The 12,754-nt window shown below is 61.1% G+C and carries 15 protein-coding genes; 6 read left to right on the top strand and 9 right to left on the bottom strand.

Annotated elements, in window-relative coordinates; translation table 11 throughout:
- The first annotated feature begins 49 nt into the window (after positions 1-49).
- From GVL52_RS14825 to GVL52_RS14835, 3 genes are all read left to right on the top strand, one after another.
- On the top strand, positions 50-1,294 hold the full coding sequence (locus tag GVL52_RS14825) for a urate hydroxylase PuuD (RefSeq protein ID WP_160008369.1): 1,245 nt from the start codon (positions 50-52) through the stop codon (positions 1,292-1,294).
- The gene (gene guaD, locus GVL52_RS14830) at positions 1,291-2,598 is read left to right on the top strand and encodes a guanine deaminase (protein ID WP_160008371.1); all 1,308 of its coding nucleotides are present in this window, start codon (positions 1,291-1,293) and stop codon (positions 2,596-2,598) included. The genes GVL52_RS14825 and guaD overlap by 4 nt, the downstream gene beginning before the upstream one ends.
- A 240-nt stretch (positions 2,599-2,838) precedes the next feature.
- Positions 2,839-4,779: a methyl-accepting chemotaxis protein gene (locus GVL52_RS14835; protein ID WP_160008373.1), complete on the top strand. Its 1,941-nt coding sequence runs from the start codon at positions 2,839-2,841 to the stop codon at positions 4,777-4,779.
- A gap of 100 nt (positions 4,780-4,879) precedes the next feature.
- Here GVL52_RS14835 and GVL52_RS14840 read toward each other — a convergent pair whose 3' ends face one another.
- The 3 genes from GVL52_RS14840 to GVL52_RS14850 are packed head-to-tail and all read right to left on the bottom strand — an operon-like array spanning position 4,880 to position 6,829.
- Entirely contained in the window at positions 4,880-5,152 is a 273-nt protein-coding gene (locus GVL52_RS14840; protein ID WP_160008375.1) for a hypothetical protein, read from the bottom strand.
- Between the two features lie 43 nt (positions 5,153-5,195).
- A complete protein-coding gene (locus tag GVL52_RS14845; RefSeq protein WP_160008377.1) occupies positions 5,196-5,972 on the bottom strand; it encodes a molybdopterin-binding protein in 777 nt (258 codons plus the stop codon).
- Positions 5,969-6,829 carry a cytochrome b/b6 domain-containing protein gene (locus GVL52_RS14850; RefSeq protein ID WP_160008379.1) on the bottom strand — a complete coding sequence of 287 codons (861 nt, stop codon included), beginning with the start codon at positions 6,827-6,829 and terminating at the stop codon, positions 5,969-5,971. Before GVL52_RS14850 ends, GVL52_RS14845 begins: the two co-directional genes overlap by 4 nt.
- 243 nt (positions 6,830-7,072) lie before the next feature.
- Between GVL52_RS14850 and GVL52_RS14855 the strand changes: the two genes are divergently transcribed.
- Positions 7,073-7,777: a thioredoxin family protein gene (locus GVL52_RS14855; protein WP_160008381.1), complete on the top strand. Its 705-nt coding sequence runs from the start codon at positions 7,073-7,075 to the stop codon at positions 7,775-7,777.
- 324 nt (positions 7,778-8,101) lie between these two features.
- On the top strand, positions 8,102-8,410 hold the full coding sequence (locus tag GVL52_RS14860; RefSeq protein ID WP_244619177.1) for a hypothetical protein: 309 nt from the start codon (positions 8,102-8,104) through the stop codon (positions 8,408-8,410).
- Between the two features lie 73 nt (positions 8,411-8,483).
- On the opposite strand, the gene GVL52_RS14865 is transcribed toward GVL52_RS14860, so the two are convergent.
- A complete protein-coding gene (locus GVL52_RS14865; protein ID WP_160008385.1) occupies positions 8,484-9,221 on the bottom strand; it encodes a hypothetical protein in 738 nt (245 codons plus the stop codon).
- A gap of 177 nt (positions 9,222-9,398) precedes the next feature.
- On the opposite strand from GVL52_RS14865, the gene GVL52_RS14870 reads away from it, so the two are divergent.
- Positions 9,399-10,541, top strand: a complete 1,143-nt coding sequence (locus GVL52_RS14870) for an alpha-hydroxy acid oxidase (protein WP_160008511.1) — start codon at positions 9,399-9,401, stop codon at positions 10,539-10,541.
- Positions 10,542-10,552: 11 nt separating this feature from the next.
- Here the strand turns inward: GVL52_RS14870 and GVL52_RS14875 are convergent, their stop codons facing one another.
- The 5 genes from GVL52_RS14875 to GVL52_RS14895 form a co-directional block, all read right to left on the bottom strand.
- Positions 10,553-10,819, bottom strand: coding sequence for a Txe/YoeB family addiction module toxin (locus tag GVL52_RS14875; protein ID WP_160008387.1), 267 nt, complete (start codon positions 10,817-10,819; stop codon positions 10,553-10,555).
- Between the two features lie 7 nt (positions 10,820-10,826).
- A complete protein-coding gene (locus GVL52_RS14880) occupies positions 10,827-11,087 on the bottom strand; it encodes a type II toxin-antitoxin system Phd/YefM family antitoxin (RefSeq protein ID WP_160008389.1) in 261 nt (86 codons plus the stop codon).
- A gap of 69 nt (positions 11,088-11,156) precedes the next feature.
- Positions 11,157-11,897: a metallophosphoesterase gene (locus GVL52_RS14885; protein WP_160008391.1), complete on the bottom strand. Its 741-nt coding sequence runs from the start codon at positions 11,895-11,897 to the stop codon at positions 11,157-11,159.
- 3 nt (positions 11,898-11,900) lie between these two features.
- Positions 11,901-12,257: a hydroxyisourate hydrolase gene (uraH, locus tag GVL52_RS14890; protein WP_160008393.1), complete on the bottom strand. Its 357-nt coding sequence runs from the start codon at positions 12,255-12,257 to the stop codon at positions 11,901-11,903.
- On the bottom strand, positions 12,254-12,754 hold the full coding sequence (locus tag GVL52_RS14895; RefSeq protein WP_160008395.1) for an ureidoglycolate lyase: 501 nt from the start codon (positions 12,752-12,754) through the stop codon (positions 12,254-12,256). The genes uraH and GVL52_RS14895 overlap by 4 nt, the downstream gene beginning before the upstream one ends.

The raw sequence follows: 12,754 nt of genomic DNA on the forward strand, positions 1-12,754 counted from the left end.
GCTCAACATTTTGCAATGTGCTGAATCGGAGGAAGAACAGGGGAACTCTATGTACGAATACGCCATAGCGTGGGAATGGCTGGCTTTTGCGGCACGCTGGTTCCACGTCATCACTGCGGTCGCCTGGATCGGCTCGTCCTTCTATTTCATCGCGCTCGATCTCGGCCTGGTGAAGCGCGCCCATCTTCCTGTCGGCGCCTATGGCGAGGAATGGCAGGTCCATGGTGGTGGCTTCTATCATATCCAGAAATATCTGGTGGCGCCGGCGCAGATGCCCGAGCACCTGACCTGGTTCAAGTACGAAAGCTATTTCACCTGGCTGTCCGGCTTCCTGATGCTCTGTATCGTCTATTACGGCGGCGCCGATCTGTTCCTGATCGATCGCCACGTCCTCGACGTCAATGCCCCCACGGCGATCCTGATTTCGCTCGCCTCGCTGGCCGTCGGCTGGCTGGTCTATGACCTGCTCTGCAAGTCGCCGATCGGCCGGAACACCTGGGGCCTGATGGCGGTGCTCTATGCGGTGCTGGTGTTCATGGGCTGGGGCTATACGCAGCTGTTCACCGGCCGCGCCGCCTTCCTGCATCTGGGCGCCTTCACGGCGACGATCATGTCGGCCAACGTCTTCATGATCATCATCCCCAACCAGAAGATCGTCGTCGCCGACCTGATCGCCGCCCGCACCCCGGATGCGAAATATGGCGCCATCGCCAAGCAGCGCTCGCTGCACAACAACTACCTAACGCTGCCCGTCATCTTCTTCATGCTGTCGAACCACTATCCGCTGGCCTTCGGCACCGCCTATAACTGGGTGATCGCCGCGCTGGTCTTCCTGATGGGCGTCACCATCCGCCACTGGTTCAACACCACCCATGCCAGAAAGGGTCGCCCGACCTGGACCTGGCTCGCCACCGTCATCCTGTTCATCCTGATCATGTGGCTGTCGACCGTGCCGAAGGTGCTCTCGGGCGACAAGGATGCGGCAGCAGACACGGTCGCACCTGCCTTCCAGCGTTTCGCCGGCGATCCGCACTTCCCCGCCGTCAAGCAGCTGGTCGGCACGCGCTGTTCGATGTGCCACGCCGGTGAACCCGTCTACGAGGGGTTGGCGCGGCCACCGAAAAACGTGATCCTCGAAAACGACGCCGAGATTGCCGCCCATGCCCGCGAGATCTATATCCAGGCCGGTCGCAGCCACGCCATGCCGCCCGGCAACGTCACCGACATCACACCGGATGAACGCAAGCTGCTCGTCGCCTGGTTCGAAAGCGCCGTGGAAAGCAAAACAGAATGACACCGACACTTCTGCGCGGACGCCTGCTGTCGTTCAAGCGCGCGCCTCAGAGCCTTGATGACACGCAGAGCTACCTCTACGAGAGCGACGGCGGCCTGCTGATCGACAACGGGCTGATCACCGCCATCGGCCCCTATGCCGACGTGAAGGCAAACGCGCCCGCCGATGTCGTCGAAATCGATCACCGCCCGCATCTGATCATGCCCGGCTTCATCGACATGCACCTGCATTTCCCGCAGATGCAGGTGATCGCCTCTTATGCCGCCAACCTCCTGGAATGGCTGAACACCTACACCTTCCCCGAGGAATGCCGTTTCGTCGAAAGCGCCCATGCGAACCGCATCGCCACCCACTTCTACGACGAGCTGATCCGCCACGGCACGACCACGGCGGTCGGCTACTGCTCCGTCCACAAGACCTCGGCCGATGCTTACTTTGCCGAGGCGATGAAACGCAACATGCGCATGGTCGGCGGCAAGGTGATGATGGACCGCAACGCCCCGCAGGGCCTGCTCGACACCCCGCAGATGGGCTACGACGAAACCCGCTCCGTCATCGCCGACTGGCACGGCAAGGGCCGCAACCACGTCGCCATCACCCCGCGCTTCGCCATCACCTCGACGCCCGCCCAGATGGAAGCGACGCAGGCGCTCGCCGGCGAATTCCCCGACCTGCACATCCAGACACATCTTTCCGAAAACCACGACGAGATAAAGTTCACCTGCGAGCTTTACCCTGAAGCCATCGACTACACCGATATTTACGCGCGCTACGGCCTGCTCGGCGACAGGACGCTGTTCGGCCACGCCATCCACCTCTCCGAGCGCGAGGCCGACGCAATGAGCGAGGCGGGATCGATCGCCGTCCACTGCCCGACCTCCAACCTCTTCCTCGGCTCCGGCCTGTTCCCGCTGAAGGCGCTCGCCCGTCGCGACAAGCCGGTCAGGATCGGCGTCGCCACCGATATAGGCGGCGGCTCGAGCTATTCGATGCTGCGCACCATGGACGAGGCCTACAAGATCCAGCAATTGCTCGGCGAGCGCCTGAACCCGCTGGACAGCTACTATTACATGACCCTCGGCAACGCTTTGTCGCTATCGCTGGCCGACAGGATCGGCACGCTAGACGTCGGCACCGACGCCGATATCGTCATCCTCGATGCTGCGGCAACACCTGCCATGGCGCTGAAGATGGAAGTGGTGAAGACGCTGCCGGAAGAACTGTTCCTGCTGCAGACGATGGGCGACGACCGGGCGATCGTCGAGACCTATGTGGCGGGCGTGGCGGCAAAAGTGGCTCTTTGATGCTGTGGAGAGCCGTTTATGGCGGCTGAGCCCCCGGTCTTAATTGTATTTAAACCATAAGAATTTATGGGTTTTCTTTAGCAGAATTTCGACCGGTCGCCATGATGGCACAGGCCATCTGCCATGTCCCAAATCATGTCCGCTTTAACCAGCGCAGCACGGATACCTCGTTTGATGGGTCTGAACTCATCGCGACGTCGGCCGCGTCGTGCCCCCTGTTTCGACCCACCGCGAGGGAAAATGTCGTTTCTCAAGAATGCGAGCATTCGCACAAAGATACTATCGCTGATCTTGCCGCTCTGCATTGTCGGCATCGGCGCCATCGGCTTCGTCGCCAACAGCTACAAGGCCGCCGACAACGACTATTCCGATTTCATCGCGACGGATAACGTGGCGACGGTCGACATGGCCCGCGTCAGCCGAAACCTCGTGGCGATCGGCTATGGCGCCTATCAGACGCTGGCTTATTCCGGTGATGCTCCTGAGTTCAAGTCGATCATGGCTTTTTATCAGGACAGCAGAACCAGACTGTTCATGCGGCTTGACAGAGTCAAAGCAAATGTTCCCGAGCAGACTGCAGCCGTTGATGCCCTTGCTGCCAAAGTCAAGGAGGTCGTTGCGCTGACTGACCAGGCTGTCGAGCTGGGACAAGCAAATCAGGACGCACAGGCCAAGGCCATGCTGGTGAAGGCCGATGCCCTGATTTCACCGCTGACGGACGACGTCTCGCGCACACTCGACCAGCTGGTGGCCGAGGTTGCCGGGAAGAGCGATGGACTTTCGGACCAGACCAACTCGACGATCATCACCTCGCTCAGCGTTGCCGGCCTTGCCTTCGCGCTCGGCATCCTGGCCTCGCTGATCGTTGCCGCCAAGGGCATCACCACCCCGATCGCCCGCCTGCGCGAACGGATGGGGACGCTGGCCCAGGGCCAGACCACCGCAGCCGTCGATGGACAGGACCGCCGCGACGAAGTCGGCCAGATGGCCGCTGCCGTCGCAATCTTCCGTGACAACGCCATCGAGCGCCAGCGGCTTGAACAGGAAGCCGACGCCAACCGCAGCATGTCGGAACGCGAACGCATCGAACGCGAAGCCCAGAAGGCCAAGGAAGCCACCGACACGCAGTTCGCCGTCGATCAGCTTGCCAAGGCGCTCGATCGCCTCGCCGACGGCGACGTCGCCTATCGCATCGACACCGCCTTCGTTGCCCACCTCGACGCACTGCGCGCCAATTTCAACAGCTCTGCCGGCAATCTGCAGGATACGCTGCGCGCCGTCGGCCAGAACGCCCGCGGCATCGATTCCGGTGCCAACGAGATCCGCTCGGCCGCCGACGACCTCTCCAAGCGCACCGAGCAGCAGGCCGCCTCCGTCGAGGAAACTGCCGCAGCGCTGGAACAGATCACCACCACGGTCAAGGATTCCAGCAAGCGCGCCGAAGAAGTCGGCAACCTCGTCGGCAAGGCGCGTGATGGTGCAGAACGCTCCGGCGCCGTCGTGCGCCAGGCCGTGACCGCCATGAACGAGATCGAGAAGTCCTCGGGCGAGATCACCAACATCATCGGTGTGATCGACGAGATCGCCTTCCAGACCAACCTGCTTGCTCTGAACGCCGGTGTCGAGGCAGCGCGCGCTGGTGAAGCCGGCAAGGGCTTTGCCGTCGTCGCCCAGGAAGTCCGCGAACTGGCCCAGCGGTCCGCCAAGGCCGCCAAGGAAATCAAGGCGCTGATCAACACATCAGGCGAGCATGTCCGCTCCGGCGTGTCGCTGGTCGGCGAGACCGGCAAGGCACTGGAAGTGATCGTTGCCGAGGTTCACGAGATCAACCGCCACGTCAACGCCATCGTCGAATCCTCGCGCGAACAGTCCATCGGACTGCAGGAGATCAACACCGCCGTCAACACCATGGACCAGGGCACGCAGCAGAACGCCGCCATGGTCGAGCAGTCCACCGCGGCAAGCCATAGCCTTGCCAAGGAAGCGGCATCGCTGAACGAGCTGCTGGCCCGCTTCAACCTCGGACAGGGTGGCGGCAAAAGCACATCGGCACCGGCACAGGTGGCATCCTCGGCCTCACGGCCGGCACCATCGCCCGCCCGTGCGCTCGGCCGCAAGATCGCCGGCGCCTTCGGCGGCGGTTCGTCCGCGGCAGCCGCGCAGAGCTGGGAAGAGTTCTGAGACCGGCCCCAGGCAAAGAAAAACCGGCAGCCATCGGCTGCCGGTTGAACCAGTCATGAAACAGGCGGCCCCATCGGCCGCCTGTTTCATTTGGTGAATGTCACATCTTGCCCATGCTCTTCATGGCGTTGTCCATGTGCATCTTGCAGTCGTCCATCTTCTTGGCCTTCATGGAATCATGGGCCATCATCATTTCCTTGGACGCCATTTCCTTCTTTTCCTTCATCATCGGATCGCTCATGCCATCGACCTGCGTCTGCATCTTCATCATCGATGCATCGTCGCATTTCGCCATCATCATCGTTTCTGCGGCAAACACCGGCATAGACGATACGGCTGTGAGCGCGATGGCTGCGAGCGTGATTTTCAACATAGTCTTCTCCTCCAGATGGGCATGATTGCCCGTTTCAGACCTTCTATATCCCGGCGTACCATTCGTAGCCGCGATCTTCCCAGAACCCGCCCTTGCCGCCCCACAGGCCGGCAAAGCTGTCCTTGATCTCGATTCTCATCAGATATTTTGCGTGCTTGTAGCCAAGGTGCCGCTCGACCCGGAGCCGCAGCGGCGCGCCATGCGCCACCTCCAGATCCTTGCCGTTCATCTGGTAGGCAAGGATCGTCTGCGGGTGAAAGGCATCGATCAGGTCGATGCTCTCGTAATAGGTGCCGCTACCGTCCATCGTCTGCTCGAGCTGGTCGGCACAGTGGAACACCGCATAGCGCGCGGTCGGCTTCAGCCCGGTGCTCTGCAGCAGCGCCCCCAAAGGCGTGCCCGTCCACTTGCCGATGGCGCTCCATCCTTCGACGCAGTCGTGGCGGGTGATCTGCGTGCGCGACGGCAGCGTCTTGAGATCGGCCAGCGACAGCGCGACGGGACGCTCGACCAGTCCATCGATCTTCAGCCGCCAATCGGCAAAGCCGTTTTCGGTCATCCGCGCATAGTCTTCGCTGTCGGGTGCCGTCGAGCCGTTCGCCTTGAACATCGGCGAGATATCGGCCTCCGAAAACTCGCGCGCCAGCTTGTCCTTCGACACCAGCAGCCGCTGGCCGCGCATGGTCAACTTCTCGGCCATCTCAAGCACGTTCTGGACATTCGAATTCTGGGCAACGTCGTCGCAGCCGGTAAGACCGATGGCACCGAGGCTGGCGGCAGATCCAACCAGCAGACGGCGGCGGGTGATGGAGAAGGTCATTTGCTGCCTCTCTCGGTTTCGATCGCATAGCGACCGGTGATCATCGAGCGCATGTTGTTCCAGAGGCCCGACAGGATCACCATCGCGACATGGACGATGACGAAGGCGACGATCGACCAGGCGCAGATGAAATGGATCGACCGCGCCGATTGCCGCCCGCCGAAGACATCGAGCAGGAACGGATAGCCGGCATCGATACCGGGCGACATGGTCAGCCCCGTCGCCAGCATCAGCGGCAACATCACGAAGATCACGATCAGATAGGTGAGCTTCTGCAGCGCATTGTAATGGCGCGCCTTTTCGCCCTTGGGGAAACGCAGCCGGGCGTGGTCGGCGATCTCCTGGCGCAAATGCCGTGGCGAGATTTCCTCGGCGGTCGGCGCCAGGTCGCGACGGAAATGCCCGCGCACAAAGCCATAGAGCGCATAGATTGAACCGTTGATGACGAACAGCCAGGCGAAGAAGAAATGCCAGCGCCGACCGGTGGCGAGATCCTGATAGCTGGGGACGGTCGCCCAGGCAGGAAAGCCCCGCGCCGCCGCATCGTCACCGCTGCCCGACACGCCGAGAATGCCCGTGGTGTTGACCTGCAGACTGCCGACGGTGAGCACGCCACGGGTGCTGTCACCCTCCTCGACAGCCCCGATCGACAGCCACGAAGGATCGGCATCGGCACCGTACTGTCCCCAGTAGAGCGACGGATGCGCATTGAAGATCTGCAGACCGCTCATCAAAAGCAGGCTCAGACAGAGGACGTTGATCCAGTGCGTGATCCGCGTCACCACGGAATGGCGACGGATGAAGGTCTTGGTCGGGCTTGCCGGCGGTGTGTCTGTGTAGTCGTCGAGTGTCGCCATGATCGTGCTCGATGTCCGGTTATATCACGTTCAACAGCGACTACGGGGCACCGGCTGGCTTTGTTACAGCGTCGGCGAAATTAATTGGAGAATGCGCGGATGGCGTGGGAGTCTGCTCGCGCCGTTGGCGTCTGCGTCACACCCGGTGCCGATCGGCCATAGGTCACGAAGCCGTGACGGCTGTAACAAAGCTCGAAGCGATTGCGAACTGGCTCCAGAGGCAGACCATCTGGGAGAAACGCAATGAAGCATACAATCGCATCCGGCCTGACCATCGCGACCGCCATCCTGGGCCTGGCACCCATAATTGCGGCGCCGGCATCCGCGGCGCAATCGCCGACCGTGGTGGAACTGTTCACCAGCCAGGGCTGCTCGTCTTGCCCGCCGGCCAACGCCAACCTGGTCAAGCTGAGCACCGATCCGAACGTGCTCGCGCTCAGCTTCTCCGTGACCTACTGGGACTATCTCGGCTGGAAGGATATTTTCGGAAAGCCCGAATTCACCGAACGGCAAGTGACCTATGAGCCGGCGCTGAACCAGTCTAGCCCGTTCACGCCGCAAATGGTCATCAACGGTCACCTTTCCACCGTCGGCTATGACCTGAAGGACCTCCGCAGCACCATCGCGGCCGAGCCTGAATTCACCGGCCCGGCTATCACACTGTCGAAAGATATGGCCGCCCTCGACGGAACCGGCGGTCACGCAAGAGCTGCCGACGTCTGGCTGGTCCGCTACGCCCCTGGCACCGTCGAAGTGCCGGTAGCCAGAGGCGAAAACGCCGGCGAAACCTTGCCGCATGCCCATGTCGTGCACGCACTGACACATCTCGGCACATGGAGCGGCAAGCCCTTCAACCTGCCGATCCCCGCATCCAAGGGCAATCTGAAGCGCGCCATCCTGGTGCAGGAGCAGAACGGCGGCAAGATCCTCGCCGCAGCGACCGACTAGAGCCGCTTGCTCGCAGCCAAATCGGTCCGCCGCCGAAATTGGCGGCGGATATCACGATTGCAGTCGCGGGCGATGCCGATGCTTGATCGCGATAATGCGGACGTGTATGAGTGGAAAAGATTGCAACAATAGCAGGCAATTACAGGGTCGAAAGAATTTACCGAGACACGACATCCGCTATCAAGCTGCCGCTCGTCCATTGCCTCTGACATATTTCTATCACCCGTCGCGACTGTCTCTTTCCAAGTGCCGCAATCTCATCGACTGCCTGCAACGAATGCCGAACGCCCACACGCCGCTGCGATCGATTTCATGGAGGAAGCATTGCGCAACAACACGGCCACCACCCTCGGGCTGCTTTTCTGCCTGCTGGCAACACCGCTTGCAGTTCCCGCACCGGCCTACGCCGTCACCATCAACATCAATGTCGGCTCGAACCTCAACCATGGCCGGCCAATCAGCTGCCGAGAAGGCGAGCGGCGCATCCGCGACCGCGGTTTCCGCGATGTCAGGCGCGTCGATTGCCGCGGCCGCACTTTCGTCTATCGCGGATGGCGGGGAAACCAGCGGTTCGAGATCGCGCTGGACAGCCGCAACGGCCGCGTCACGGACGTCCGCCGCATCCGGCGCTAGCCGCGACGACAGCGATTCGCGAGAATAAGCGATGGCGGCATTTGCCGCCATCCGTTTCGCAGAAATCGGAACCTTAGATCCGCTTCATCGCACCGATGCCGAGGAAGTTTCCCGCCACAGATTCATACTGGCTGACGAATTCGAAGCATTCGAAATTCTCTTCCGCTTCGCGCGCATAATTCCAGAAAGCCACCGTCGGCGGGCAGGCGAAGGAGGCGATGTCGTGGTGCACGATGATGTTTGCGCTCCGCCGCACCAGACCATGATCGAACATGACGCCGGGCATCGAGTGGTCTCCGTCGATGAACACCATGTCCGGCTTGGCCATGCGTTGATATTCGATCACACTCTTGGACGTCGAGTAATCATTGAGATAGACGACCGGCGTGCTGGAGATCGCAATGTATTCTTTGATGAAAGGCGTCGCGTCCACCGGATCGACGGCAATCGACAGCTCGAGTTCGGCGCCGATCTTCTTGAGCCATTCGCTGACGACGATGAACGTACCGCCCCAGCGGCAACCGATCTCCATATAGCGCTTGACGCCCTTGCCGTTCAGCGAAAGCCAGACGAGATAGTCTGCGAGCTGTGACGGATACTGCCACAGGTGCAGGCCGGTCCCGTAATATGGCCCCAGTTCCTTGGGCTGCTGGCTCAGGTACTCATTGTTCAGGCCCAGCGCCGGAATGAGGGTATGCTCCAGGTAATCCCGATCGAAACACTTCGAATATTCGAGGTTCTGAATGGCCTCTATCGTTGACCTGACGTGGTGCACAAGTGTGGCGTAATAGGTGTAGCGATCGTCTTCCATAGGTGCCTTTCGAGCGTGAAGCAATTCGCGCCACCATAAGACAACGTAGCTTGCTCCAGACTTGTTGGGAGCCGCGCAATCAAAAATTAAAAATGGGCCGGCGTCGCCGCGCAAACGACTGGCAGGACGGCCCGGATATGCTAGGTATTGGGAAGATTCATGAGGAAAATCGACGCCATGCCAAAGCCGCTGACCATCGCAGACCTTAAGACCCTGGCAAGACGTCGTGTCCCGAAAATGTTCTTCGACTACGCCGACTCAGGCGCCTGGACCGAGCAGACCTATCGCGCCAACGAGAGCGATTTTGCCAAGATCCAGCTGCGCCAGCGCGTCCTCGTCGATATGACCAACCGCACGCTCGAGACGACCATGGTCGGCCAGAAGGTGTCGATGCCGGTGGCACTGGCCCCGACCGGCATGACCGGCATGCAGCACGCCGACGGCGAAATGCTGGCAGCCCGCGCCGCCGAAGAGGCGGGCGTTCCCTTCACGCTGTCCACGATGAGCATCTGCTCGATCGAGGACGTCGCCTCGGTGACGACAAAGCCCTTCTGGTTCCAGCTCTACGTGATGAAGGACAAGGACTTCGTCCTCAACCTGATCAACCGCGCCAAGGCCGCCAAGTGCTCGGCGCTGGTGCTGACGGCCGACCTGCAAGTGCTCGGCCAGCGCCACAAGGACCTGCGCAACGGCCTCTCGGCCCCCCCGAAATTCACCCCGAAGCACATCTGGCAGATGGCAACGCGCCCCTTCTGGTGCCTCGACATGCTACAGACCAAGCACCGCTCCTTCGGCAATATCGTCGGTCACGCCAAGAACGTTTCCGACCTCTCCTCGCTGTCGTCCTGGACGGCGGAACAGTTCGACCCGCAGCTCTCATGGGCTGACGTTGCCTGGATCAAGGAAAAATGGGGCGGCCCGCTGATCATCAAGGGCATTTGCGACGTCGAGGATGCAAGATCGGCCGCCGAAACCGGCGCCGACGCCATCATTGTCTCCAACCATGGCGGCCGCCAGCTCGACGGCGCCCCATCCTCGATCGGCGTCCTGCCTTCGATCGTCGATGCCGTCGGCGACAAGATCGAAATCCATCTGGACGGCGGCATCCGCTCCGGCCAGGACATTCTGAAAGCCGTGGCGCTGGGCGCCAAGGGGACCTATATCGGCCGCCCCTTCCTCTACGGCCTCGGCGCCATGGGCAAGGACGGCGTCTCGCTGGCGCTCAGCATCCTGCGCAAGGAGATGGATATCACCATGGCCCTTTGCGGCAAGCGCGACATCAACGACGTCAACTCGTCGATCATTGCCGGGCGGCAGTGATCGAAAGCTGATCAGTAGTGGAAGCGGCACTGCAGGATGGTGAGTGTCTGACGCTCGCCATCCCCTTCGACTGAATAGATCAATCGATGCTCCTGGCTGATGCGCCGCGACCAAAAGCCTTTCAGCTGATTGCGCAAAGGCTCAGGCTTGCCGAGCCCCTCGAAAGGATGCCGCATCGTATCGCGTATAAGCTCGTTGATACGTCCGAGGATCTTGCGATCGTTTTCCTGCCAGTACATATAGTCGTTCCAGCCGCGCTGGTGCCAGGAAAGCATCATGTGGCGGTCACTCGGGCTCGATCAGGTCGTGATAAACAAGATCTCTGCCTTGCCTGACATCCTCCATCGCTTCCATCAGTCGCGCCGCATTGGCAGGCGTCGACAGCACATGCAACGTTTCCATCATGCCTTCGTATTCGTCTTTGTCGATCAAGATCGCAGAAGGCTTGTCGCGCCTGACAATCTCCACGGCAACGCGGTCTTGCGAGACTTCATCGAGAAGGCTGGCGAGTTCGCTCCTCGCTTTGGAAAACATAACCGTGCGCATGATGAGCTCCCCACAAAAGACCTGTACGATATATAGTACAAGTCGCGTCTAACATCAATCAATCGGACCCTACCGCACCGACCCCGTCGCCAGCGCGCCTGCCCAATCCGGGCGGGCGTTTTCCTCTGCCAGCCGCGACATCGCCATATGATCATAGGCGACAGTGCGGAAGGAGGGCATCCATCCGGCAGCGCTCTTCTCGAGGACACAGTAAGACGCCAGCGGGTGCCCCGTCTCGACCTTGTGGTCGTAGGGCGTATCATCGCTATAGGCAGGGCAACCGACGCTGCCGGGATTGACGATCAGCCTGTTGTCGCCAAGCCGAACCACGCGCGGGATGTGGCTGTGGCCACAGAGGATCAGCGGGAAGTCGATTCCATTCGCCATCGCCTCGATCTCTTCGAGCGGCTTCAGGAAGACATGTCCATCCGGCGAAACGGCCTCCAGCCAATAGGTCTCGTCATGTTCAGGCGTCGCATGGCAGAGATAGACCGCATCGCGATAGACCGCGGAGAACGGCAGGCCGCGCAGCCAGTCGAGATGGCGAGCCGATAGCTGCGAATAGGCATGTCGCTCCCAGGACGGCATTGCGTCCTCGGCGCTATCGATCAGGTAACGGTCGTGATTGCCCCGCACCGTCATCGCATTCAGCGCCATCAGCAGATCGGCCGTCTTTCCCGCTTCGAGCGGCCCGCTCAGGCAATCGCCGAGATTGACGATCTCTGTGATCCTCTGTGCGGCGATATCGGCAAGCACCGCCTCGAGCGCCAGATGATTGCCGTGGACATCGGCGATCGCGGCAAAACGCATCGGTCAACTCCCGCGATAGGTCGAATAGCCGTACGGCGAGATCAGCAACGGCACATGGTAATGCGCCGCCTCGTCAGCGATCCCGAACCGGATCGGCACCAGATCGAGGAATGCCGGATGCGGCAGCGCCGCCCCGGTGCCGCGCAGGTAATCGCCGGCATGGAACATCAGCTCATAGGTTCCGGCCCTGAAGTTTTCGCCGGCCAGCATCGGCCCGCCATCGACACGGCCATCCGCATTGGTGGTCACCACCTTCAGAAGCTGGCGGGTGTCGCCCTCGATATGGAACAGTTCGATCTTCAGCCCTTCGGCAGGCTTGCCGGAGGCGGTGTCGAGAACATGGGTGGTCAGTCCGGTCATAAGGCTGGCTCGCTGATGAGGAAGGGGGTGTCGAAGAAGAATTCCTCCAGATTATTCCCCGGCCCGTCGCGATCGACAACCAGGAAATCACTGACCGCGCCAAGCGACATCAACGGATGGTGCCAGACATTGCGACGGTAGTTCACGCCCTGATCGCCCCGCGCCAGAAACACCTGCGGCCGGCCCGGCCGACCGGCGTCGTCTTGCGAGACGACGACCAGAAACGGCCCGCCGGAGATCGGCGAAAAGCTCTGGCTGCCAAGCGGATGCCGCTCCATCATGCCCACCTCGTAGGGAAAGCTGCGCGGCTGTCCGCGAAACAGGTTGATGATCACCGTGGCGCCCTCGCCCGTCACATCTGCCGCTGCAAGCGCATGAAAACGCTCGGTCGTGCCATTGTTGATATACCGCATCGTTGCCGGATCGGCTTCGATGACCTCGCCGAACGGCGCGAAGGCAACCTTGGTCAGCGGCTGGATGTCGAGAAAATCTGTCAC

It is taken from the genome of Rhizobium sp. 18055 (genome assembly GCF_902706285.1).
Classification (GTDB): domain Bacteria; phylum Pseudomonadota; class Alphaproteobacteria; order Rhizobiales; family Rhizobiaceae; genus Rhizobium.

Excerpts from the sequence above, each read along its gene's own strand:
- GVL52_RS14825 (WP_160008369.1), top strand. The coding sequence starts at position 50 with ATGTACGAATACGCCATAGCGTGGGAATGGCTGGCTTTTGCGGCACGC.
- guaD (WP_160008371.1), top strand. The coding sequence starts at position 1,291 with ATGACACCGACACTTCTGCGCGGACGCCTGCTGTCGTTCAAGCGCGCG.
- GVL52_RS14835 (WP_160008373.1), top strand. The coding sequence starts at position 2,839 with ATGTCGTTTCTCAAGAATGCGAGCATTCGCACAAAGATACTATCGCTG.
- GVL52_RS14840 (WP_160008375.1), bottom strand. The coding sequence starts at position 5,152 with ATGTTGAAAATCACGCTCGCAGCCATCGCGCTCACAGCCGTATCGTCT.
- GVL52_RS14845 (WP_160008377.1), bottom strand. The coding sequence starts at position 5,972 with ATGACCTTCTCCATCACCCGCCGCCGTCTGCTGGTTGGATCTGCCGCC.
- GVL52_RS14850 (WP_160008379.1), bottom strand. The coding sequence starts at position 6,829 with ATGGCGACACTCGACGACTACACAGACACACCGCCGGCAAGCCCGACC.
- GVL52_RS14855 (WP_160008381.1), top strand. The coding sequence starts at position 7,073 with ATGAAGCATACAATCGCATCCGGCCTGACCATCGCGACCGCCATCCTG.
- GVL52_RS14865 (WP_160008385.1), bottom strand. The coding sequence starts at position 9,221 with ATGGAAGACGATCGCTACACCTATTACGCCACACTTGTGCACCACGTC.
- GVL52_RS14870 (WP_160008511.1), top strand. The coding sequence starts at position 9,399 with ATGCCAAAGCCGCTGACCATCGCAGACCTTAAGACCCTGGCAAGACGT.
- GVL52_RS14875 (WP_160008387.1), bottom strand. The coding sequence starts at position 10,819 with ATGATGCTTTCCTGGCACCAGCGCGGCTGGAACGACTATATGTACTGG.
- GVL52_RS14880 (WP_160008389.1), bottom strand. The coding sequence starts at position 11,087 with ATGCGCACGGTTATGTTTTCCAAAGCGAGGAGCGAACTCGCCAGCCTT.
- GVL52_RS14885 (WP_160008391.1), bottom strand. The coding sequence starts at position 11,897 with ATGCGTTTTGCCGCGATCGCCGATGTCCACGGCAATCATCTGGCGCTC.
- uraH (WP_160008393.1), bottom strand. The coding sequence starts at position 12,257 with ATGACCGGACTGACCACCCATGTTCTCGACACCGCCTCCGGCAAGCCT.